The sequence below is a fragment of the Brevibacterium sp. K72 genome, assembly GCF_050562175.1.
In the GTDB taxonomy this organism is placed as follows: Bacteria; Actinomycetota; Actinomycetes; order Actinomycetales; family Brevibacteriaceae; genus Brevibacterium; species Brevibacterium casei.
In genome coordinates this window covers 3583936-3606338 of the sequence record NZ_CP191582.1, presented here as the reverse complement: position 1 = coordinate 3606338, position 22403 = coordinate 3583936, and the positions used below count along the sequence as shown (strand labels likewise).

Here is a 22403-nt window from a genome sequence, read left to right as displayed (position 1 = left end):
CCGGTGGTGCCGCGACGACGATCGCCCGGCAGCACCGCAGCGTGCGTGGAGGTGGACACGGTGGCACATGCGTGGAAGTCGTTGTGGAAGAGCGAATGCGGTCGGACCGTGCCGATCTATCGGGTGCTCGTGCCCGAGAGCGTCAACGACGAGATCCTCGAGGCGTGGAAGGCGCGCGGATACCGGTACACCGCGGGGTCCCCGAGCGCGATCATGGTCACCCCGGGGATGCGACGGAACTTCTTCCGCACCTCGGCGACGTTCAAGGGCGGAACCGCGGCCGGCACCGCAGTGACCGCGGGCTTCGCGGCGCCCGGCGGCGTCGCGCTCCTCACCGGATTCCTCGACGCGGCCCTGACCTTCGGCGTCCTCGGCGGGGCGACCGCCGTGGGCACCGGCGTCTTCGCCGCGGTGACGGCCCCGAAGTACCTCCGTGACCCCAAACGCCTCAACCGCCGCAACCGACAGAAGGCGGCGAGCGCCGAATGGCTGACACCCGCGCGCCTTGGGTACCTGCCCGGACGCAAGGAGGGACGCGACACCGACGAGCAGCGCCTCTTCCACCTCGCCGTGACGATCGCGCGGAAGATCGTGCGCACCCGTGCGTGGACGCACCCGATACTCACCGACCATGTCTCCCGTGTCGACCTCGACCATGCGGTCGCCTCGATCGGGGTGCGGCTGTCCGAACTCGTGCGGCTGCGCGAGGAGATCGAGAGCATCAAGGACTCCGGCACGGCGAAGACCGTCGACGCCTACCTGGCGAAGCTCGCTGTCGCATTCACCTCGATGGCCAACCGTGTCGTCTCGATGCACGAGTACTACCTCCGGCTCCTCGAGCTCGACCAGCAGCTCATCCTCCTCCACAACTCGGAGCGCTCCCGTGAGCTCGGGGACCGGGTCCTCGACGTCCTCTCCCGCACCGCCGCCGACGACAACGCCGACTGGCAGTTCCGGGAGCTGCGCATCGACGCCGACTCCCAGTCGGAGGTCATCTCGGGTCTGCTCGTCGAACTCGAGCAGACCGCCGACACCTTCGACGACTTCGACGAGAGGCTCGCCGCGGCGCAGAAGTCCCTCGACGCGGGGGAGACGAGCAGCAGTCAGTAGGCCGTGCCTCAGTGGCCGAAGGGATCCGGGTCGACCCCGGGCATCCACGACCGGCCGGGTTCGTCGAAGCCTGCGGCGGCCTGCTCCTTCTTCCACTTCTTCGCCCAGCGCTTATCGAGGCGGTCGACGTAGAGCGTGCCCTGCAGGTGGTCGTACTCGTGCTGCATGATCCGGGCGAACCAGCCCTCTGCGCTCAGGGAGACCGGTGCCCCGGTCTCGTCGACGCCGTTGATCGTCACCCGCTCGGCCCGCTTGAGCGGGAAGTCGAGGCTCGGCACCGAGAGGCAGCCCTCTGTCTCCTCCGCCGGGTCGGGGCGGGTGTCGGGGATCCGGGAGGACACGAGCACGGGGTTGACGAAGACGCCGCGACGGCGCACCCCGGTGTCGTCGTCGGCGTGATAGACGAAGATCCGCTTGCCCACGCCGATCTGGGGTGCGGCGAGTCCGACGCCGTTGCTCGCGTCGAGGGTCTCGTGCATATCGGCGACAAGGGTTCGCAGGGCGTCGTCGAACTCCGTGACGGTCTCGGCGGGACGATGGAGGACGGGTTCGCCGTAGATGACGATGGGATGAACGGTCATGGACTCCATCGTATCCAGCCCGGCGCAGGGCCGTCCCGCTGCGAGCACGAACGCGGGTGCGCAGGGTGCCCAGCCCTGTCTCACACTGCGCGCTCGGGGCACCTCTGCGTCCGCCTCGGCGGACCTCCAAGCGACCCATCCGGGGACGTCGATTGCTCAGCGGTTCGCGACCGACTGGAGGCCTCAATCGATTCCACACTGCACCATCTCACCGCACTGACAGGCAATTCTGCGAATGTGTCGTCATGCGTCGAACTTTTTCGCCTCCAGCGAACACAGATTGTTGAGCAACCTCTGAAGAGGCGTGGCCGTCGCCTGCGTGGTTAAGATGGGCACTGGACGTCTCGTTCCACGAGATGACAGCCGCACCCGGGGCCGATGCCGCGGACCGGCGAGCCAGAAGGCACGCACACCTGGAAGGACTCGACTTGACCATCTACAGCAACGTCTCCGAACTGGTCGGCCGCACACCGCTGATCCGCCTCAACAAGGCGAGCGAGCGCACCGGTGCGGAGATCATCGGGAAGCTCGAATCGTACAACCCCGCGAACTCGGTCAAGGATCGCATCGGCGTGGCGATGATCGATGCCGCCGAGGCCTCCGGTCAGCTCCAGCCGGGCGGCACCATCGTCGAGGCGACCTCGGGCAACACCGGCATCGCGCTGGCCATGGTCGGCGCCTCGCGCGGGTACAAGGTCGTCCTCACGATGCCCGAGTCGATGTCGAAGGAGCGCCGTGCGCTGCTGCGCGCCTTCGGTGCCGAGCTCGTCCTCACCGACAAGTCCCTGGGTATGAAGGGCGCGGTCGAGAAGGCCGAGGAGATCGCCGCCGACGGTGCCGTCCTCGTGCGTCAGTTCGAGAACGAGGCCAACGCCGCGATCCACAAGGCGACGACCGGCCCTGAGATCCTCGCCGACACCGACGGCAAGGTCGACATCTTCGTCTCCGGCATCGGCACGGGTGGAACGATCTCCGGTGCCGGTGCGGCGCTCAAGGAGGCGAACCCCGAGGTGAAGATCGTCGCCGTCGAACCCGCCGCCTCGCCGCTGCTCACCGAGGGCAAGGCCGGACCGCACACGATCCAGGGCATCGGTGCGAACTTCGTGCCGGCGATCCTCGACACCGAGATCTACGACGAGGTCTTCGACGTCGACGCCGATGCCTCGTTCGATCGGGCCCGGACGGTCGCGCACGAGGAGGGGCTGCTCGTCGGCATCTCCTCGGGAGCCGCCCTCGTCGCCGCCGAGGAGGTCGCCTCGCGGCCGGAGAACGCCGGCAAGCGCGTCGTCGTCATCCTCCCGGACTTCGGCGAGCGCTATCTCTCGACGCCGCTGTTCTCGGAATACCTCGACGACTGAGGCGGCAAACACCTCGGCGAGGAATCGTCGGGGCCGAAAGACAGACGAGGGGACGTCGGCATGCGGCGTCCCCTCGGTCGTCGGTAGGGTCGACATCGACGACGGGAAGACTCGTGAAGGGGAGCGGCTTGATGAAGGCACTGTGGGCGATCGCGGCGGCGACTGCGGGAGCGGCGGCATACGGGCTCAGCCGCAAGGGCGTCCGGGAGGCGCTGCGCGAGGACCTCGACACGGTGCAGCGCCGGGATCCGGCGGCGTCGAACGACCTCGTCTCGATCCTCTCCTATCCGGGACTCCACGCGATCTGGGCGCACCGCGGCCTCCATCGGATGTGGCAGCACGATGAGCTCAAGGTCCCGGCACGCCTCCTCTCGCAGGCGGTGCGGGCGCTCACCGGCGTCGAGATCCATCCCGGCGCGACGATCGGCAGGCGCTTCTTCATCGACCACGCCAACGGCGTCGTCATCGGGGAGACCGCGGAGATCGGCGACGACGTGATGCTCTACCACCAGGTCACGCTCGGCGGCACGTCGATGGAGAAGACGAAGCGGCATCCCACGCTCGGCAACCACGTCCTCGTCGGCTCCGGCGCGAAGATCCTCGGGCCCGTCGTCGTCGGCGACAACTCCTCGGTCGGGGCGAACGCCGTCGTCGTCAAGGACGTCGCGCCGGACTCGAGCGCCGTCGGCATCCCCGCCACCGTCCGTCCCAAGCGCACCGGTGCGGTGCCGACCTCCGTACCCACGCCCGCGAAGCCCGACGCCGAGGCGGGACGCACCGACGCCGACCAGCGCACCGCCGATGAGGCGGACTTCGAGCTCTTCGACCCCGCCATCTGGATCTGAGCGGGCGAGCACCGGCGTCCCGCACCGTCTCCCGCGCTGACGCCGGCACCAAGTCTGCGCCCCGGCCCGGCGCCCACTTCGCTCCCGGGCTTGCGCCCACCCCGCTCGCCGACCCACCGCCTCTCCGAGGAGGATCCGGTGCGAACTTCGGCTCTAATTCGCATCGGATCCTCCTCGGGGCCGCCCGCCGCGGCACCCCGTGGGGTTTTGAGCGCTGTGCGGTCAAACCTGCGCGCCTCGGAATCGTGCGCACGAACCCCTCGCCGTGAGCCCCGCGCCTGCATGGGGTGTCGGCTGACTCGCGGTCACGTCGGTGTGGACGGGCACTCGAGGGAAGCGCTCCGCGTGCTCCTGCCCTCCGGCCGTGGCACTATCGCTGTCCCGCCGCTGCGTTGCCGCCTCCGCTGAGTCCACGAGGTGGATCCAGTGCGGATTCGGCTCGGGAATCGGACTGGATGCACCTCGGCGGCCACGCCACTCGTGCGTGCCACCCTGTGCACGGCGACACCGACTCGGGTGCATTCTGCCTGTGGACCAGACCCGACTCTCCACAGGGCCGATCGCAGGTCTACCGTGCTCGGGGTGTTCGGGCTGAGCCTGGGCCGTATGTGGAACTCGATGAACGAACCCGTGACCTTCCGACCGGCGTCGATCCCCTTCACAATGACGTCCGCCGACCGCCCCGACGTCACCCGTTACGCACTGCTGACGGAGAAGCGGTTCGTCCAGCTCTTCCGCGGGGTCTGGATCGACGTCGACGCTGAGACCGAGCTGCCGGTGCCGCGGTGGGCTGATGACCGCTGGATTGCTGAATGGACCAAGCTCAAAGGGCTGAGGCTCCTCCACCCGGACGTCGCCGGCAGTCATGCCACCGCCGCCCGGCTCTACGGGCTTCCGCTTCCGGCCCGCTTCGACGCTGGTCCACTTCACGTGGCCAGCGGTTCGAAGGACCTGCGCATCGATCGGCCCGAGGTGGTTCTCCACCGGTCGAAGTTCCATGAGCGTCAGACGGTCGGACTGCTCGACGTCGATCTCGTGGCGATTCCGCTTCTCGTCGTCCAGCTCGCATCGGAGCTCACGCTGGCCGAGCTCGTCGCTCTCGGGGATGCCGCGATCGGACGGCAGGCCGGCGGACCGTACATCTCCCTCGACGAACTGCGGCAGTGTGTCCTCGACCGACCGAGGATCAGCGGCCGCAGGAAGGTCGAGCGAGCGCTCGCCCTCATCCGACCGACCGTGGACTCCTCCCGCGAGACGTGGCTGCGATTGTGGCTGGTCGACCACGGCTTTCGCGAGCCCGTCGTCCACCCTGCGGTGCCGAGCGAAGCCGGGCGCTGCCTCCTCCACCCCGACCTCGGATACCCCGAACTGCGGATCGCGATCGAGTACGAAGGCGACCAGCATCGCTCCTCGCCCGAGCAGTTCGCCGCCGACATCCGCCGCCGTGAGCTGCTCGAGGCGGAAGGCTGGGTGGTGCTCAGGGTGACCAAGCGCACCGACATGGCAGCGTTCGCGCGGACCCTGTCCGCCCATGTCGTCCGCCGAGGCGGTCGCGCCTGACCTCGACATGCATGGGGTGGCGAACGTTCCCTGAGCGCGGCGCGCTCGGACCGCAGAGACATGGTCCGACTGACGTGGACCCTCGCCGAGGTGGCTGCTGCGCGGTCCGCAGCCTCGTCCCCGAGGAGGATCGGGTCCGAAACTGGGCCCAATATCGGACTGGATCCTCCTCGGGATCGTGGGTGGACGCCCCGGCCGCACGGGTGGCCCTAGGGCGCGGGACCGCCTCGGCGAAGGAATTCCGAATCGGGGAATACATCTGCGGACCTGACTGTTAAGATTTCAACAAGTTACTTCAAAACTGAAGTTTTAACGGCTGTAGGCTGGCTTCGGGCCGACCACAGAGACGAGGAGCAGTCATGGAATTCGGAATCTTCACCATCGGCGACGTCACCACGGACCCGACGAACGGCACCACGGTGTCGGAGCACCAGCGGATCAAGAACACGGTCGAGCTCGCGAAGAAGGCCGAAGAGGTCGGCCTCGACGTGTTCGCCACCGGCCAGCACCACAACCCGCCGTTCGTTGCACCGGCCAACCCGCTGGTGCTGCTGGCGAACATCGCCGCACAGACCGAGAAGCTCAAGCTGTCGACGGCGACGACCCTCATCACGACGACCGACCCGGTGCGCATCGCCGAGGACTACTCGTACGCCCAGCATCTGGCCGACGGTCGCCTCGACCTCATCATGGGGCGCGGCAACACCGGACCGGTCTACCCGTGGTTCGGCAAGGACATCCGCGCGGGCATCCCGCTCGCGGTCGAGAACTACAACCTCCTCTACCGTCTGTGGCGGGAGAAGAACCTCGACTGGGAGGGCAAGTTCCGCACGCCGCTCAACGGCTTCACGGTCACCCCGTGGCCGCTCGACGACGTCCCGCCGTTCGTCTGGCACGGGTCGATCCGCAGCCCCGAGATCGCCGAGCAGGCCGCCTACTACGGTGACGGCTTCTTCCACAACAACATCTTCTGGCCCACCTCGCACACCGCGCGCATGGTCCAGCTCTACCGCCAGCGCTACGAGTACTACGGCCACGGCACGGCGGAGCAGGCGATCGTCGGCCTCGGCGGTCAGGTGTTCATGCGGAAGAACTCGCAGGATGCGGTCAAGGAGTTCCGTCCCTACTTCGACAACGCCCCGGTCTACGGCCACGGTCCCAGCCTCGAGGACTTCTCGACGCAGACCCCGCTGACCGTGGGATCGCCGCAGGAGGTCATCGAACGGACCCTGAGCTTCCGCGACTGGGCCGGCGACTACCAGCGCCAGATGTTCCTCATCGACCACGCCGGTCTCCCGCAGAAGACGGTGCTCGAACAGCTCGACATCCTCGGCGAGGAGGTCGTGCCGGTCCTCCGCGAGGAGTTCGCCAAGGGCCGTCCGGCCGACGTGCCCGATGCCCCGAGCCACGAATCGCTCGTCATCCGCCACCGCGAGGGACGCGACCCCATCCCCGGCGGCGGACCCGGCTCGAAGGCGTACGAGGACCGTGAGGCCCGCGCGGCCGAAGCGAAGAAGGCCAAGGAAGCCGAAGAGCGCGAAGCAGCAGAATCAGGAGCGCAGAGCGAATGAAGATCCTCGCAGTCACCACCTCGCTGAGTGAGAACTCGACGACGCAGAAGCTCGCGGACAGGATCATGGCCGCGGCCGCCTCGGCGGCGGAGTCTGCCGGAATCGAGGCGACGACGGAGAGCATCAACGTCCGTCGGCTCTCGACCTCGCTCACGGACATGGCGCTCACCGGGTTCCGGTCCGAGGAGCTTGAGGAGGCGTACCGGAAGGTCGCCGAGGCGGATGCGATCATCACCGTCACCCCCGTGTACAAGGTGGCACCGGTGGGACTGCACACGCTCTTCTGGCAGCTCATCGACGAACAGGTCCTCGCGGGCACCCCGGTGCTCATCGCCACGACCGGCGGCACGGCCCGCCATTCGCTGGCCGGGGACACCGCGATGCGCCCGATGCTCAGCTACCTCAAGGGCATCGTCGTGCCCACGACGGTGTTCGCCGCGACCGACGACTGGGGCAGCGCGGAGGGCGGGCGTGCGCTGACCTCCCGCGTGCGCCAGTCCGCGGAGGAGCTCATCGAGCTCACCGCGGCGGTGCGCGGACTCACGGGCACCGAGGCGGCAGCGACCGACGACTCACCGGGCAACGAGGGGCCGGACAGCCTCGCCCCGCACCGGGTGACCATCGGACGGGGTGAGAAGCGCAGCGTCAGTGACGAGTTCGACCCCGAGCGCATCACCCCGTTCGCGCAGCTGCTCGAGGGCTGACGATGTCCGAGACCACCGCAGCCCCGGTCATCCGATTCGGGCGCGGCCGGGAGGAACGCGCCCAGGAGGCATGGCGGACGTACTTCGAGACCTCACAGCGCATCCGGCAGGTCCTCGACGACCGCCTCAAGGAGCAGGCGGGGATGAGCGTGAGCGACTACAACACCCTTCTGCTCCTCTGGGAGGCGCCCGAGCGGACGCTGACGATGGGGACGCTGGCGAAGCGCCTCGTGTTCTCGCCGTCACGGCTCAACTACCGGATCAAGGTGCTCGAGGACGCCGGGCTCGTCGAGAAGCTCGCGTGCGCCGCGGACCGGCGATCGCACAACATCCGCCTCACCGAGGCGGGTGGTCGCCGGTTCCTCGACGCCGCCCGGCTGCACAGCAGGGCGATCGACGAGGTGTTCCTCTCCCACGTCGACGATGCGGAGCTCGAGGTCATCGACACCGTGTTCGCCCGTATCGCGAAAGCCCTTCCGTGAGCGGATGAGACTCGTGCCACAATTGTCCCTATGACGATCACGACCATCGCCTTCCCCGACTCCGACCTCCGCAATCGCGTCATCGCCAGGATCCCCGCGCACCAGCGCGCGAACGTCGACTTAGTCGTCTACTCGGACAAGGAGAAGTCGGCGAAGCTGAGCAAGGACGACGTCGACGTCGTCGTCCTGCCCTACATGGATTCGGCCGGCACGATCGAGCTTCTGCCGGAACTGCCCAATCTCCGGCTCGTCATCACCCAGACGACGGGCTACGACCCGGTCGCGCACCTGCCCGAGAAGGGCATCGAGGTCGCCACCGCCTCGGGAGTGCACACCGGAGGCACCGCGGAGCTCGCGCTGGCGCTCACCCTTGCGAGCCTGCGCGGAATCGACGACGCGGTGCGCAACCAGGTCTCGCGGACCTGGGACCACAGGCGCTACCGGTCGCTGCAGGACCGGCGGGTCATGGTCGTCGGTGTCGGGGAGATCGGGCGGGCGATCGCCGACCGGTTCGCCCCCTTCGAGGTCGAGCTCACCCGGGTGGGCACGACCGCCAGGGAGGACGACCGCGGCAGGGTCCACGGCGTCGACGAACTGCCCGACCTCCTTCCCCACACCGACGTCGTCGTCCTCATCATCCCGCTCACGGACTCGACGCACCACCTCGTCGACGCCGAATTCCTCCGGCAGCTGCCGGACAACGCGCTCATCGTCAACGTCGCCCGCGGCAAGGTCGTCGACACCGATGCCCTCGTCGCGGAGCTGTCGACCGGACGCCTCCATGCGGCCCTCGACGTCATGGACCCCGAGCCGCTGCCGGAGAACCACCCGCTGTGGGGAACCCCGAACACACTCATCACTCCGCACGTCGGCGGCGACACCTCGGCGTTCGAACCGCGGGTCGTCAAGATCCTTGCCGAACAGGTGCGCCGGATCAACGACGGGGAGAAACTCCTCAACGTCGTTGCCGAGGACTGAGGTCAGCTGAGGCATTCCCGCCTGAAAGCCCACGTGAGAAGGGGTGCCGGCTCGACCGGCCGGGTCGAAACCGGCACCCCGAAACCCTGGTTCCACGATGCGAGAACGGGGCCGACGGATGCCGGACAGGGGCGTAGAGTGCCCCCATGAGCATCGATACGGACACCTCAGCACCGGACATCAAACCCCGTTCCCGCGATGTCACGGACGGACTCGAGAGCACCGCCTCGCGCGGCATGCTCCGGGCCGTCGGCATGGGCGATGACGACTGGGCGAAGCCGCAGATCGCCGTCGCCTCGTCGTGGAACGAGATCACGCCGTGCAACCTCTCGCTCCAGCGCCTCGCCGGTGCCGCGAAGGAAGGCGTGCACGCGGCGGGTGGGTACCCGCTCGAGTTCGGCACGATCTCCGTCTCCGACGGCATCTCCATGGGGCATGAGGGCATGCACTACTCGCTCGTCTCCCGCGAGGTCATCACCGACTCCGTCGAGACCGTGATGAGCGCCGAACGCCTCGACGGCTCCGTGCTCATGGCCGGCTGCGACAAGTCGATCCCCGGCATGCTCATGGCAGCCGCCCGCCTCGGACTCTCGAGCGTCTTCCTCTACAACGGCTCGATCATGCCGGGCACAGCGAAGCTCTCCGACGGCACGGAGAAGGAAGTCACCCTCATCGACGCGTTCGAAGCCGTCGGCGCCTGCCGGGCGGGAACGATGTCACGCCAGGACGTCGACGCCATCGAACGTGCCGTGTGTCCCGGTGAAGGCGCGTGCGGCGGCATGTACACGGCGAACACGATGGCCTCGGCCGCCGAGGCGATGGGCATGTCCCTGCCCGGCTCCGCCGCCCCGCCGGCGATCCACCGCAACCGCACGATCTACGCCCGCCAGTCCGGTGAGGCCGTCGTCAACCTCCTGCGCAAGGGCATCACTGCGAAGGACATCATCACGAAGGAGTCGCTGCACAACGCGATCGCCGTCGTCATGGCCTTCGGCGGGTCGACGAACGCCGTCCTCCACCTCCTCGCGATCGCCGCCGAAGCCGGCGTCGACCTCGAACTCGACGACTTCAACCGGATCGGGGACAAGGTGCCCCACCTCGGCAACGTCAAGCCCTTCGGCGAGTACGTGATGAACGACGTGTTCAAGATCGGCGGCGTGCCCGTGATCATGAAGGCCCTCCTCGACGCCGGTCTCCTCAACGGCGACTGCCTCACCGTGACGGGCCGGACCGTGGCCGAGAACCTCGCCGAGATCAACCCGCCCGACCCCGACGGCAAGATCCTCCGGGCGCTCAACAACCCGATCCACGCAACCGGCGGACTCACCGTGCTCCGCGGCTCGCTCGCCCCCGAGGGCGCCGTCGTCAAGTCCGCGGGCTTCGACGCCGACGTCTTCGAAGGCACGGCACGGGTCTTCGACCAGGAGCAGCCGGCGATGGATGCGGTGCTGAACGGCGAACTGAAGAAGGGTGACGTCGTCGTCATCCGCTACGAAGGCCCCAAGGGCGGGCCGGGCATGCGCGAGATGCTCGCGATCACCGGTGCGATCAAGGGCGCGGGCATCGGCAAGGACGTCCTCCTCATCACCGACGGCCGCTTCTCCGGAGGGTCGACCGGGCTGTGCATCGGCCACGTCGCGCCCGAGGCCGTCGACGGCGGACCGATCGCCCTCGTCGAGGACGGGGATAAGATCACCGTCGACATCGCCGCCCGGTCGATCGAACTCCACGTCGACGAGGAGGTGCTGGCCGAGCGTCGCACGTCGTGGACGCTGCCGGAGAACCACCGACTCACCGGCGTGCTCGGCAAGTACGCGAAGCTCGTCCAGTCGGCCTCGACCGGGGCCGTCTGCCGCTGACCGTCGACGGGAGCCGCACCATGCGCATCGTCATCCTCGATGACTACCAGGACGTCTCCCGGGACTTCGAGGACTGGTCGGTCCTCGACGCCGACATCGACGTCGTCACCCGGCCGGTCACCGATACCGCGGATCTCGAGTCCCTCCTCGCCGGCGCCGAGGTGGTCGTCGCCATGCGCGAACGCACCGTCTTCGACGCCGACCGTCTGAGCCGGCTGCCCGATCTGCGGCTCTTCGTCACCACGGGGGCCGCGAACGCCTCGATCGACCTCGAGGCGGCGAGGGCACACGGGGTCACGGTGTGCGGCACCGAGGCCCCGCGGACGGCGACTCCGGAGCTGACGTGGGGACTCATCCTCTCCGTGCTCCGGCAGATCCCCGCGGAGGATGCGCGAGTGCGCGCCGGGGGCTGGCAGGAGACGATCGGGGGAGACCTCGCCGGGTCCCGCCTCGGCGTCATCGGTCTGGGCCGGCTGGGATCGCGGGTCGCCGCGGTCGGCAAAGCCTTCGGGATGGACGTCGTCGCGTGGAGTCAGAACCTCACCGCGGAGCGGGCGGCGGAGGTCGGGGTGCGGGCGGTGGACAAGGACGAGCTGCTCGCCACCTCCGATGTCGTGACGATCCACTACAAGCTGGGCGAGCGCAGCCGGGGTCTCATCGGCGCCGCGGAGCTCGCGCGGATGAAGCCGAACGCGATCCTCGTCAACACCTCCCGGGCCGGGCTCGTCGACACCGAGGCGCTGCTCGCCGTGCTCGCGGACGGGCGGATCCGCGGCGCCGGACTCGACGTCTTCGACACCGAACCCCTGCCGGGCGATCATCCGATGCGCCGTGCCCCGCGCACCGTGCTCACCCCGCACCTCGGCTACGTCACCGAGGAGACCTATCGGGTCTTCTACCCGCAGGCCGTCGAGGACATCGCGGCGTGGACCGCGGGGGAGCCGATCAGGGTGCTCACGTAGGGCTTGACCTCCCGGGCCCACCCGCGGCCACCGTTTCGCTGAGAATGCGAAGCCGCGGCGGCCAAGCAGTCCTGTCAGCGGCGTGTCGCCCGTAAACTCGCGGATCGTCAATGCCACTTCGTCTCTAGTCGATTGCCTTCTTTGTGTTAGTGATCACAGTTGGCTACAGTGAGCTGTATCTTCAGTTTCCGGTGAGTAACCAGTCAGGTTGTGCTCAGCTGAACTGTTCGATTGGCCGTGCGAGCGAAGGAAGTCTGATCGTTGATGATTGACAGTGCGTTTGAGATTCGTCGGGAGATCTACACTCTGCTTCCCTGCCCGATGCGCCATCGCATCTGCCATGAGAGGACCGCGTCGACCACTGCCCTCTAGGCCTCGCCACGGGGAAATACATCCTTCGACGGTTCATCAACTACTTCATCCTGGCATTCATTGCCACAGTGACGGCCTATATCGCGGCCAGTGCTTTCATGGACCCCGCGGCACGGTACCGCGGACAGAATCCTCCCTTGTCAGAGGCGTCAATCCAGTCGATCCTCAACGGTCATGGAACCAATCCGGACGTCCCCATCCTCCAGCGCACATGGGCCTGGCTGACGAACATCTTCCTGCATGGAGACTTCGGCACCACGGTCAACGGCAGTCCGGTGCTCACTGAGATCATGACCCGCGCCGGAGTGAGTCTCAAACTGCTGCTCATCGGTACGCTTCTCGGTGCGCTTCTCGGTGTCGTGCTCGGTGTTTGGGGAGCCGTAAGGCAATACAAGGGATCTGATCAGCTAGTGACTTATGCGTCCTATCTGATAATTGCCACGCCGACGTTCGTCATCGGTGTCGTGCTGATGATCCTCGCTACCAATTTCAACAATGCGGTCGGCGACAACCTCATACGCTTCACCGGTGAATACACGGTCGATATCGACCCTGGATTCTTTCCGTGGCTGGCAGATCAGTTCTCCCATATGTTGCTGCCGACGATCGCCCTGATCCTCATGAGCGCTGCCACGTACTCGCGCTATCAGCGGTCGGTCATGCTCGATGTGCTCAGCTCCGATTTCATACGCACAGCCCGATCCAAAGGGCGGACACGGAGATCCGCGCTCGTCCGACACGGAGTGAGGGTCGCTCTCATCCCGATGTCGACCTACTTCGCGTACGCATTCGGCACTCTGGTCGCCGGTTCCGCGATGCTCGAAGTCGTCTTCTCCTGGAAGGGGATGGGCGAATTCACCATCAACTCCATTCTCCAATCCGATATCAACGCAGCGGCCGGGTCTGTCCTGTTCATCGCGGTCCTGACACTCATCTCGTCGACGCTGTCCGAGGTGCTCTACGCTGCACTCGATCCGCGAGTGAGGATCTGACATGGCTACTGATATTCCGATCTCAACCACTCCGGACACCGAGGTCGTCGCCCAGCGGTCTCGTCCTACGTCCCGGGCGAAGCTGATCTGGCGACGGCTCAAAGCCACCCCTCGCTTTTGGGTCGGCGGGATCATGCTTGCCTTCTTCGTCCTTTTCGCCGTGTTCGGCAACACCATCAACATCTACTCGCCGACCGACCAGGACATCTTCGCGCTCAACCAGCCTCCCAGCGCTCAGCATTGGTTCGGCACGAATGCGATCGGTCAGGACATCTACGCGCAGACTGTGGCTGGGCTCCAGAAATCACTGCTCATCGGCATCATCGCCGGGCCCGCCGCAAGCATCCTCGCGGCGATCATCGGTTCCACCGCCGGCTATTTCGGTGGGCGCGTCGAGGTCGTCATCGTCTGGTTCATCAACCTGCTGCTCGTCCTCCCTGCGTTCTTCATCCTCGTCCTGCTCTCGCCGCTGCTGCGGCAGCTGTCGTGGGTGGCGATCGTCGTCTTCCTCGCTCTGTTCGGGTGGATGATCATGGCGCAGGTCGTCCGCAACCAGACCAAGGCGATCAAGGACCGTGACTTCGTCAAGGCAGCCCGGTACATGGGAGTCTCGACCCCGCGCATCCTCAGCCGCCACATCGTCCCCAACGTCGCTTCGATCCTCATCGTCGACGCCACTCTCGGAGTGGTCTCGGCCATCCTCGCCGAGACGTCGCTGAGCTATTTCAACCTGGGCATTCAGAAGCCAGACGTCTCGATCGGCACGCTTCTTGCCGAGGGATCCGGCGCCGCCGTCACCAGACCGTGGCTCTTCGTCTTCCCTGCCGGCGTCCTTGTCCTCATGCTGTTCGCCATCAGCCTGATGGCTGACGCTCTGCGCGACGCGATCGATCCGACATCAGGAGCCAATCGTGACTGACATCCTCAACTCCGTACCCACACTGCCGACCTCCGATTCACCGATTCTCGAGGTCAGAGATCTGACGGTCACGTTCCCCAACTCGAACGGCGATGTGAAGGCAGTGCGCGGGGTCAACTATTCCGTCCGACCGGGAGAGTTCCTCGGCATCGTCGGCGAATCGGGTTCGGGGAAATCGGTGTCGTCGATGGCCGTGATGGGACTCCTTCCGTCGAACGCGGTGGTGGAAGGCTCGATCAGCTACCGGGGCAGAGAACTCTTGGGCATGCCCGATGAACAGATGTCTCGGCTGCGCGGTTCCGAGATCGCGATGGTCTTTCAGGATCCGCTCTCAGCACTCACTCCTGTCTACACCATCGGAGAGCAGATCGCCGAGGGACTGCTCCTTCACGATGCGTCATTGAGCAAGGACGCCGCGCATGACCGCGCGATCGAGTTGCTGCGCATCGTCGGCATTCCTGTGCCTGAACGCCGGGTCAACGCCTATCCTCATGAGTTCTCCGGCGGAATGCGCCAACGGGCCATGATCGCGATCGCGATCGCCAACGATCCTGATCTCATCATCGCCGACGAGCCGACCACCGCACTCGACGTCACCATCCAAGCACAGATCCTCGAGGTGCTGCAGAAGGCGCGGGAGATCACCGGGGCCGCCGTCGTACTCATCACGCACGACCTCGGCGTCGTAGCCGGCAACGCTGACCGGATCGCCGTCATGTATGCGGGACGACTGGTCGAGACAGGGCCAGTCGAGAGCGTGTTCTCCCGCCCGCAGATGCCGTATACATCCGGTCTGCTGCGGTCCGTGCCCAATCTGGCGACTGCGGGCACTCAACGGTTGGTGCCTCTCGAGGGCAGGCCCCCGTCACTGTCGAACCTTCCTACCGGGTGTCCTTTCGCACCGCGTTGCCCCATCGCGCTCGACATCTGCCGCGAAGTCGAGCCGGAACTGAAAGGCCATGGCATCGCCGGAACATCCGCAGCATGCCACCGCGCCGACGAGATTGCGTCGGGAACGCTGACCGCAGCGGAGATCTTCCCGCGCCCTGATCCGGTGCAGAGGAAAGCCAGGGACCTCGGGGCGGCGCAGATCCTCGAGGTCACGGATCTGCAGAAGCACTATCCCCTGCTCAAGGGAGCCGTCTTCAAACGACAGATCGGTACAGTCAAGGCCGTCGACGGCATCGATTTCGAGATCAAGGCAGGACAGACACTCGGCCTTGTCGGTGAATCTGGCTGCGGCAAGTCGACGACGATCGGGGAGATCCTCGAGATGGTCGCACCGCAGAAGGGTTCGATCGTCATCAACGGAGTCGACGTGTCGACTCTGTCGAAGCGGGAACGTCTGGCGCTGCGCAAGGACGTGCAGGTCGTCTTCCAGGACCCGATGGCTGCGATCGATCCGAGACTGCCCATCGCCGATGTCATCGGTGAACCCCTCACGGTGCATGGAGTCCGGTCGGCCGAGCGGCACCGCAGAGTTGAGGAGATGCTTGACCTGGTCGGACTCGACCCCTCGATGGCCGATCGGTATCCTCATGAGTTCTCCGGCGGCCAACGTCAGAGGATCGGAATTGCCCGAGCCTTGGTGACGAATCCAAGCCTCCTCGTCCTCGACGAACCGGTATCGGCTCTCGACGTCTCAGTTCAGGCCGGGGTCATCAACCTTCTCGAAGACCTCCGCGACTCACTCGGACTGTCCTATCTGTTCGTCGCCCACGACCTCGCCGTCGTCCGGCAGATCTCTGATTTCGTAGCGGTGATGTACCTGGGACGCATCGTGGAATACGGGGGTTCGGACGAACTCTATGCGAGTCCGAAGCACCCCTATACCCGGGCACTCATGTCGGCGATCCCGGTGCCCGATCCGCTCGTCGAACGCTCCCGCGAACGTGTACTTCTCTCCGGGGACCTGCCCAGCCCGACCGACGACATCAGCGGCTGCAACTTCCGCACTCGCTGCCCGCTCTACCTCCTGCTCGACCCCGAACGGCAGCAGATGTGCGCGCAGATCGATCCGCAGCCGAGTCCCTCGGGCGAGAGCCTGGTGGCCTGCCACCATTCGGAGCTGATCGGCGAGCTCGATCACCCCCACTGAACCAGCACAACCCGCTCAAGGAAAGGCAAGAACAATGATGATCAGGATGAGAAGGGCGACAGTGGTCGTCGCCGCGACCGCCGCTCTGGGGCTGGCTCTCTCCGGCTGCCAGCAGCAGAACAACGGCTCGGGCGGAGTGGACAGCGACAAGGCGGACAAGGAGATCTCGGCACTGCCGACCACCGATTACCAGAAGGCGAGCTACGACGAGGTCGCCGACGGCGGTACTCTGACCTACCCGATGACGGAGATTCCGGCGAGTCTGAACTACTATCACGCCGACGGCGCGCACGTCGACAACAACAATCTGTACGGAACCTCGCTCGGCGGACCGATCTCCATCAAAGCGGACGGCACGTGGGAGGTCGACAAGAACTACGCAGAGAGCGTTGAAGTCGCCAGCGAGGACCCACTGGTCATCGACGTCAAGCTCAACAAAGACGCCGTGTGGGAAGACGGCACCCCGATCGACGTCGAGGACTACAAAGCCTTCTGGAAGACCCGCGACGGAAAGTCCGACGAGTACCAGGTCGCATCGACGAAGGGCTACGAAGACATCGAGTCGATCGAACCCGGGGCGGACAAGTACGAAGTGAAAGTGACTTTCAAGACGCCCAACATCGATTGGCCGAACTACATTGCGGCTCCGCTGCCGAATGAGATCAGTGAGGACCCCGAGGTCTTCAACAAGGAGTACACCAAGAAGGTGCTGCCCTCCAACGGTCCGTTCAAGGCCGAGAGCGTCGACAACAAGTCCGGTGTCATCACCATGGTGCGCAACGACAAGTGGTGGGGCCAGACCCCGAAGCTCGAGAAGGTCGTCTTCAAGGTCGTGTCGCAGGCGCAGCAGGCTCAGGCTTACGCGAACAAGGAGATCGACGTCGTCGATGTCGGCACCGACGGCGACGCGTATCAGACGGCGAACAACCGTGAAGACGGCGCCATCTACAAGTCGCAGGGAATGCAATGGACTCACCTGACGATGAACGCCGAGAAGGGCGCATTGAAGAACCAGGAAGTCCGTGACGCCATCGGCAGGGCAGTCAATCGCGAAGCGATCGCCCAGGCGGCCATCGGCCCGGTCGAGGCTCCGGTGACCTTGGTTAACAACTACACCTTCATGCCCGGTCAGAAGGGCTACCAGGACAACACCGGCGGCAGTCTGGATTTCGATCCCGAAGCGGCGAAGAAGATCCTTGACGACGCCGGATGGACACCCGGCGACGGCGGAGTCAGGGAGAAGGACGGCGAGAAGCTCCAATTCAAGATCGTCGTCCCTGCAGACACCGCATCGAATGCGCAGCGGGCTGAGCAGATCATGAAAGATCTAAACGAGGTCGGCTTCAAGATCGAGCTGGAGACCGTCCCGGTCGCCGCGTACTTCGCCGACAACATCCTCAACGGCAATTTCGATATGGCGACGTTCACCTGGGAAGGCACGGCGTTCCCGATCTCGTCGGGTTCGAACCTGTTCTACCCCGCCGACTCGGAGCAGAACTACTCGAAGATCTCGAGCGACGAGATCGGTGAGAAGTTCAAGGCTGCGACAGCGACGCTCGATGAGGAAGAGGCCCGTAAGCTGGCCAACGAAGGCGATGCGGCGATCTTCAAGCTCAAGCCGGTGATTCCGATCTACCCGACTCCGTACGTGTGGGGAGTCAAGGACGACATCGTCAGCCTCGGACCCCGCCAGCTTGAGACGCCTGATTGGACGACCATCGGCTTCAAGGACTGAGGCGACTGATATGACTGTCCATACAACCGGAGCGGCCAGAGGTTCGCTCACCTGATCTCCGGCCCCGTGGTTCCACGTTCTCCCACGGGGCCGGTCTCAAACGCATCATCGGGAGCGCTCCGGAGTTCGGGTGAGAAGACGCAGGACGCGGGCGGAATGATTCCGCCCGCGTCCTGCGGGTTGTTCCTCAGCGGACCACGGGAGTCCGCATCACCTCGGCGAGGGTCAGTTCACCTCGGCGGGATCGGCCGAGACCCGACCGCCGTTCTCGAGGGCATCGATCGAGGCCATCTGAACGTCGGTGAGTTCGAAGTCGAAGACGTCGAAGTTCTGGGCCATGCGCTCGCGGCTGTTCGACTTGGGGAAGAGGATGTGGCCGCGCTGCAGGTGCCAGCGGATGATGACCTGGGCCCACGACTTGCCGTGGGCGGCCGCGATCTCGCCGATGACGGTCGACGCGTAGTCGACGCTGCCCTGGCCGAGCGGTCCCCACGCCTCGATCTTGATGTCGTTCTCGGCGAGGAGGGGACGGGTCTCGATCTCCTGGAACTGCGGGTGGAGCTCGATCTGGTTGACGGCCGGGATGATGCCGGTCTCAAGGATCGCCGGCAGGTACCGGTAGTCGAAGTTCGAGACGCCGATCGACCGGGTCAGGCCCTCGTCGCGGTAGGAGGGGAAGGCCTCCCAGGTCTCGACGGCCTTGTTCTGGGCCGGTGCCGGCCAGTGGATGAGGTAGAGGTCGACGTAGTCGAGGCCGAGCTTGCCGAGGCTCTCCTCGAGCGCGCGGCGCGACTCGGCCGCACCCTGGCGGTCGTTCCACAGCTTGGTCGTGATGAAGAGCTCGTCGCGGGCGATGCCGGAGTTCTTCAGGGCGCGACCGACGCCCTCTTCGTTGCCGTAGACGGCAGCGGTGTCGATGTGACGGTAGCCGACCTCGAGCGCGTCGGTGACGATGCGCTCGGTCTCGGCCGGGTCGACCTTGAAGACGCCGAAGCCGAGCTGGGGGATGGTCTTGCCGTCGTTGAGAGTGAGAGTGGGAACCGACATCATGTCGCCTTTCGTCACGGATGGGAGTCTGATCGGCGCCCGGTGGGGCGCCTCGACGGGTTCAGCTGCCGGTCTCCGGCACCTGATCCGAGCGTACAACGGCACAAGGTCCGTGGATCATTCCCGGTTGTCCGAAAGTTTCCGTTGAACGGGAATCAGGGCCTCGCCGAGGCGGTCGGTCGGTGCGTCTGTGGACCTCGCCGAGGCGGTCGGTCGGTACGTCTGTGACGGCCGGGCCGCGCCGGTCGCGTTCAGTCGGCGGTCGCGCTCAGTCGGCGGTCGCGCTCAGTCGGCGGTCGCGCTCAATCGGCGAAGACCGTGTGGACGTCGCCGGTGTGGGCGCGCCCGCCGAGGTCGGTGAGTTCGAGGACGACGGCGGATCCGACCACCTCGGCGCCGAGTTCGCGCACGAGTGCCTGCGCGGCGGTGAGCGTGCCCCCGGTCGCGAGGATGTCGTCGACGAGGAGGACCCGGTCGCCGGGGGAGAGGACGGCGGGGGCTTCGATCGTCGCGGTGCCGTACTCGAGCGAGTAGGACACGGCGGCGGCCGGCCGGGGCAGTTTCCCGGCCTTGCGGATCGGGAGGATTCCGGCTCCGGTCATCGCGGCGATGGCACCGGCGAAGAGGAAGCCGCGGGCCTCGAGCCCGCCGACGAAGTCGAAGCGGCCGAGGAATGGGGCGATGAGCGCCTCGGTGACGGCGGTGAACGCGGGGCCGTCGGCGAGCAGGGGAGAGATGTCGCGGAAGTTCACCCCGGGTTCCGGGTAGTCGGGGATCGAGGTGATGAGGGCCTGCGCGCGGTCGAGCTCTGCATTCGTCACGGGTCAACTGTACTCGGGTGGGGTGGAGCCTTTTCGGCTGGTGCTCGAGAGCGTATCGTCGACGCCAAGACGTCAGGGCGCAGACCGGCGAGGGGAGAAGATGAGCACGTCCGATGACGAAGTCACCCTCGCCGAGGCGTTCGCTCGGGTGCCCCGGCAGCGCTTCCTTCCCGAGCATCAGCAGGGGTGGGCGGGGTCCAATATTCCACTCGAGATCGGGTGCGGTCAGACGAACTCGCAGCCGAGCACGGTCGCCGACATGCTCAGCCTCCTCGGCGTCGAGCCTGGTCATTCGGTGCTCGATCTCGGGTCAGGCTCGGGGTGGACGACCGCGCTCCTCGGCGTGCTCGTCGGTGGGTGCGGCCGCGTCATCGGGGTCGAACGGCATCGGGAGCTCCTCGACCGCGCGATCATCGCCTGTGATGGGCTGGGGATCGAGTCGATCGAGTTCGCCGAGGCGGTCGCCGGGACCCTCGGCCTGCCCGAGCGCGCGCCCTTCGACCGGATCCTCGTCTCTGCCGAAGCTGCTGAGCTGCCTAGCAGTCTTGTCGAGCAGCTGAGGGGCGGGGGAGTGGGCGGGGGAGTGATGGTCATTCCCGTCTCCGGCGAGATGCTCCGCGTCGAGCGCACCGGCGAGGCGGCCGAGGACGTGTCGATCACTCGCCACGGTCGCTACCGGTTCGTCCCGCTCATCGAGGAGTGAGCGCGGACGGCTGGTCGTGAGCTCAGGGTTCGTCGTGAACGCAGGGTTCGTCGTGAGCCGGACCCGCAGGCGACTAGCGGCGCGATACTTAGGTGCTTCGACGGTACTCCGACGCGGCCAAGGTGCTTCGACGGTACTCCGACGCGATCGAGGCCCTTCGACGGTACTCCGACGCGGTGAACCGACACATACGCGGTCGCGCTCAGTGTCCATTACTACCGACGCGGTCATCCGACATATACGCGGTCGCGCTCAGCGCCCATTCCTATCGACGCGGTGATCCGACATATACGCGGTAAGCAGACCGCGTATATGTCGGATCACCGCGTCGCTGGTGCGCCGTCGATGTCGAACACAGCACTCTCGCTCGAATTGGTTTGATGCGAAATATGTGCGTCTATTGACGTTTGTTTGGCTATAGAGCACTATGATGTCATGTACCAGGTGTTCACGACCCGAGAGCTGAGGAACCTCGGCTGTTCGGATCGCGACGTCCGACTTGCTGTCGACTGCTGTCTCGAGCGCGTCGCCCGAGGAAGGTTCGCCGTCAAAGATCAGTGCAACAACCCCAGACATGCTCGGATCTGGGAGGCAGTTCGCCAAGGCGATGCCGAAGTGCTCGGAAAGATAGGGGATGTCCGTGACCACCTCGAACGGACGAAGATCCTCATCAGAACGCGGGCTGACCTCATCAATCGACGCTGCGCGGATTCCGGCATCATCTCTGCCGAAATCTTCTCCCACCTCTCCGCGGCCCTGCTCTGGGAATTCGTCATCGTGAGCATGGAGAAGCCTGTGGTCGAAGTCATCAGGACGAATACGAACACTCGGCACGCCCACCTGATCATCCGCAGACGAACCGTTCCGGCGGAGCACATCGCTCGCCTCGGCGATACCGTGGTGACGTCGAAAGAGCGTACGCTCATCGACGTAGCCCGTGATTACCCTCTCGACCTCAGCGTGCCGATGCTCGACGATGCTCTGCGGAAGTGCCTGGTCGCGGGCGACCGACTGCTCACGGTTCTGTCCGAGTGCCCCGAAGTGCGTGATGCCGCCCGAGTGAGAACCGCCCTCGGACTCGCCGACCCGCGCCGTGAGTCGCCCGGGGAGTCGATCGTCGCGGTGCGGTTCCATGAGATCGGCGTGGACGGCTTCGAACCGCAGGTCGAGATCGTCGACGATCGCGGCTTCTTCATCGCCCGCGTCGACTTCCTGCACGCGAAGTCGAAGACGATCGTCGAGTTCGATGGGCGGATCAAGTACACACTCGACGGGCAGGACGCCCGGGACGCCTTCGATCGGGAGCGCGAACGTGAGAGGCAGCTGCGAGCTCTGGGCTATCACGTCATCCGAGTGTTCTGGAAGGACCTGTGGAGGCGGCAGGCGTTCACCGAGATCGCCCGGATCGTCGCCGCGCGCACACCGGCTGCTTCGACGCGGTGAACCGACACATACGCGGTCGCGCTCCGTGCCCGTTCCTATCGACGCGGTGATCCGACATATACGCGGTCTGCTTACCGCGTATATGTCGGATCACCGCGTCGAAGCCGGAAGTGGAGCTCGCCGCACCGCGCCGCGCCGCACCGCGCCGCGCCGGGCCGCACCGCGCCGCGCCGCACCGCGCCGCGCCGGGCCGCACCGCGCCGCGCCGCACCGCGCCGCGCCGGGCCGCACCGCGCCGCGCCGGGCCGCGCCGCGCCGCCGCC

The 22403-nt window shown here is 66.1% G+C and carries 19 protein-coding genes; 16 read left to right on the top strand and 3 right to left on the bottom strand.

Annotated elements, in window-relative coordinates:
* Nucleotides 1–60 precede the first annotated feature (60 nt).
* Entirely contained in the window at nucleotides 61–1110 is a 1050-nt protein-coding gene (locus tag ACQ1RG_RS16260) for a hypothetical protein (protein WP_231882169.1), read from the top strand.
* An 8-nt stretch (nucleotides 1111–1118) separates the two neighbouring features.
* Here ACQ1RG_RS16260 and def read toward each other — a convergent pair whose 3' ends face one another.
* Nucleotides 1119–1691: a peptide deformylase gene (def, locus tag ACQ1RG_RS16255; RefSeq protein ID WP_063249098.1), complete on the bottom strand. Its 573-nt coding sequence runs from the start codon at nucleotides 1689–1691 to the stop codon at nucleotides 1119–1121.
* 428 nt (nucleotides 1692–2119) lie between these two features.
* Between def and cysK the strand changes: the two genes are divergently transcribed.
* From cysK to ACQ1RG_RS16190, 13 genes are all read left to right on the top strand, one after another.
* Nucleotides 2120–3049 carry a cysteine synthase A gene (gene cysK / locus ACQ1RG_RS16250; RefSeq protein WP_009379353.1) on the top strand — a complete coding sequence of 310 codons (930 nt, stop codon included), beginning with the start codon at nucleotides 2120–2122 and terminating at the stop codon, nucleotides 3047–3049.
* Nucleotides 3050–3180: 131 nt separating this feature from the next.
* Entirely contained in the window at nucleotides 3181–3894 is a 714-nt protein-coding gene (gene epsC, locus ACQ1RG_RS16245) for a serine O-acetyltransferase EpsC (RefSeq protein WP_063249097.1), read from the top strand.
* Between the two features lie 606 nt (nucleotides 3895–4500).
* Nucleotides 4501–5454, top strand: coding sequence for an endonuclease domain-containing protein (locus ACQ1RG_RS16240; RefSeq protein WP_101624796.1), 954 nt, complete (start codon nucleotides 4501–4503; stop codon nucleotides 5452–5454).
* Between the two features lie 359 nt (nucleotides 5455–5813).
* Entirely contained in the window at nucleotides 5814–7025 is a 1212-nt protein-coding gene (locus ACQ1RG_RS16235; RefSeq protein WP_430600281.1) for an LLM class flavin-dependent oxidoreductase, read from the top strand.
* The gene (locus ACQ1RG_RS16230; RefSeq protein ID WP_009379346.1) at nucleotides 7022–7729 is read left to right on the top strand and encodes a CE1759 family FMN reductase; all 708 of its coding nucleotides are present in this window, start codon (nucleotides 7022–7024) and stop codon (nucleotides 7727–7729) included. Before ACQ1RG_RS16235 ends, ACQ1RG_RS16230 begins: the two co-directional genes overlap by 4 nt.
* Nucleotides 7730–7731: 2 nt before the next feature.
* Entirely contained in the window at nucleotides 7732–8211 is a 480-nt protein-coding gene (locus tag ACQ1RG_RS16225) for a MarR family winged helix-turn-helix transcriptional regulator (protein ID WP_063249095.1), read from the top strand.
* 30 nt (nucleotides 8212–8241) lie between these two features.
* Nucleotides 8242–9189 carry a 2-hydroxyacid dehydrogenase gene (locus ACQ1RG_RS16220; RefSeq protein ID WP_430600279.1) on the top strand — a complete coding sequence of 316 codons (948 nt, stop codon included), beginning with the start codon at nucleotides 8242–8244 and terminating at the stop codon, nucleotides 9187–9189.
* Between the two features lie 146 nt (nucleotides 9190–9335).
* Entirely contained in the window at nucleotides 9336–11048 is a 1713-nt protein-coding gene (gene ilvD, locus ACQ1RG_RS16215) for a dihydroxy-acid dehydratase (protein WP_009379340.1), read from the top strand.
* 20 nt (nucleotides 11049–11068) lie between these two features.
* Nucleotides 11069–12010, top strand: coding sequence for a D-2-hydroxyacid dehydrogenase family protein (locus ACQ1RG_RS16210; protein WP_009379338.1), 942 nt, complete (start codon nucleotides 11069–11071; stop codon nucleotides 12008–12010).
* Nucleotides 12011–12519: 509 nt separating this feature from the next.
* A complete protein-coding gene (locus ACQ1RG_RS16205; RefSeq protein ID WP_227007196.1) occupies nucleotides 12520–13374 on the top strand; it encodes an ABC transporter permease in 855 nt (284 codons plus the stop codon).
* A 1-nt stretch (nucleotide 13375) separates the two neighbouring features.
* The gene (locus ACQ1RG_RS16200; protein WP_040342078.1) at nucleotides 13376–14293 is read left to right on the top strand and encodes an ABC transporter permease; all 918 of its coding nucleotides are present in this window, start codon (nucleotides 13376–13378) and stop codon (nucleotides 14291–14293) included.
* Nucleotides 14286–16391 carry an ABC transporter ATP-binding protein gene (locus tag ACQ1RG_RS16195; RefSeq protein ID WP_009379335.1) on the top strand — a complete coding sequence of 702 codons (2106 nt, stop codon included), beginning with the start codon at nucleotides 14286–14288 and terminating at the stop codon, nucleotides 16389–16391. Before ACQ1RG_RS16200 ends, ACQ1RG_RS16195 begins: the two co-directional genes overlap by 8 nt.
* A 46-nt stretch (nucleotides 16392–16437) precedes the next feature.
* A complete protein-coding gene (locus ACQ1RG_RS16190) occupies nucleotides 16438–18126 on the top strand; it encodes an ABC transporter family substrate-binding protein (RefSeq protein ID WP_223289960.1) in 1689 nt (562 codons plus the stop codon).
* A gap of 225 nt (nucleotides 18127–18351) precedes the next feature.
* Here ACQ1RG_RS16190 and ACQ1RG_RS16185 read toward each other — a convergent pair whose 3' ends face one another.
* Nucleotides 18352–19173: an aldo/keto reductase gene (locus tag ACQ1RG_RS16185; protein ID WP_040342099.1), complete on the bottom strand. Its 822-nt coding sequence runs from the start codon at nucleotides 19171–19173 to the stop codon at nucleotides 18352–18354.
* 302 nt (nucleotides 19174–19475) lie between these two features.
* Nucleotides 19476–19994, bottom strand: coding sequence for an adenine phosphoribosyltransferase (locus ACQ1RG_RS16180; protein WP_009379332.1), 519 nt, complete (start codon nucleotides 19992–19994; stop codon nucleotides 19476–19478).
* Nucleotides 19995–20094: 100 nt separating this feature from the next.
* Here ACQ1RG_RS16180 and ACQ1RG_RS16175 point away from each other — a divergent pair, with 100 nt between their 5' ends.
* Nucleotides 20095–20697, top strand: coding sequence for a protein-L-isoaspartate O-methyltransferase family protein (locus ACQ1RG_RS16175; protein ID WP_009379331.1), 603 nt, complete (start codon nucleotides 20095–20097; stop codon nucleotides 20695–20697).
* Nucleotides 20698–21312: 615 nt separating this feature from the next.
* Entirely contained in the window at nucleotides 21313–22140 is an 828-nt protein-coding gene (locus tag ACQ1RG_RS16170; RefSeq protein ID WP_430600275.1) for a DUF559 domain-containing protein, read from the top strand.
* The last annotated feature ends 263 nt before the right edge of the window (nucleotides 22141–22403 follow it).

What these genes read in the sequence shown, in the direction of transcription:
- ACQ1RG_RS16230 (WP_009379346.1), top strand. Translation starts at nt 7,022, where the DNA reads ATGAAGATCCTCGCAGTCACCACCTCGCTGAGTGAGAACTCGACGACG.
- ACQ1RG_RS16235 (WP_430600281.1), top strand. Translation starts at nt 5,814, where the DNA reads ATGGAATTCGGAATCTTCACCATCGGCGACGTCACCACGGACCCGACG.
- ACQ1RG_RS16240 (WP_101624796.1), top strand. Translation starts at nt 4,501, where the DNA reads ATGTGGAACTCGATGAACGAACCCGTGACCTTCCGACCGGCGTCGATC.
- ACQ1RG_RS16210 (WP_009379338.1), top strand. Translation starts at nt 11,069, where the DNA reads ATGCGCATCGTCATCCTCGATGACTACCAGGACGTCTCCCGGGACTTC.
- ACQ1RG_RS16200 (WP_040342078.1), top strand. Translation starts at nt 13,376, where the DNA reads ATGGCTACTGATATTCCGATCTCAACCACTCCGGACACCGAGGTCGTC.
- ACQ1RG_RS16190 (WP_223289960.1), top strand. Translation starts at nt 16,438, where the DNA reads ATGAGAAGGGCGACAGTGGTCGTCGCCGCGACCGCCGCTCTGGGGCTG.
- ACQ1RG_RS16175 (WP_009379331.1), top strand. Translation starts at nt 20,095, where the DNA reads ATGAGCACGTCCGATGACGAAGTCACCCTCGCCGAGGCGTTCGCTCGG.
- ACQ1RG_RS16185 (WP_040342099.1), bottom strand. Translation starts at nt 19,173, where the DNA reads ATGTCGGTTCCCACTCTCACTCTCAACGACGGCAAGACCATCCCCCAG.
- ACQ1RG_RS16225 (WP_063249095.1), top strand. Translation starts at nt 7,732, where the DNA reads ATGTCCGAGACCACCGCAGCCCCGGTCATCCGATTCGGGCGCGGCCGG.
- ACQ1RG_RS16220 (WP_430600279.1), top strand. Translation starts at nt 8,242, where the DNA reads ATGACGATCACGACCATCGCCTTCCCCGACTCCGACCTCCGCAATCGC.
- epsC (WP_063249097.1), top strand. Translation starts at nt 3,181, where the DNA reads ATGAAGGCACTGTGGGCGATCGCGGCGGCGACTGCGGGAGCGGCGGCA.
- def (WP_063249098.1), bottom strand. Translation starts at nt 1,691, where the DNA reads ATGACCGTTCATCCCATCGTCATCTACGGCGAACCCGTCCTCCATCGT.
- ilvD (WP_009379340.1), top strand. Translation starts at nt 9,336, where the DNA reads ATGAGCATCGATACGGACACCTCAGCACCGGACATCAAACCCCGTTCC.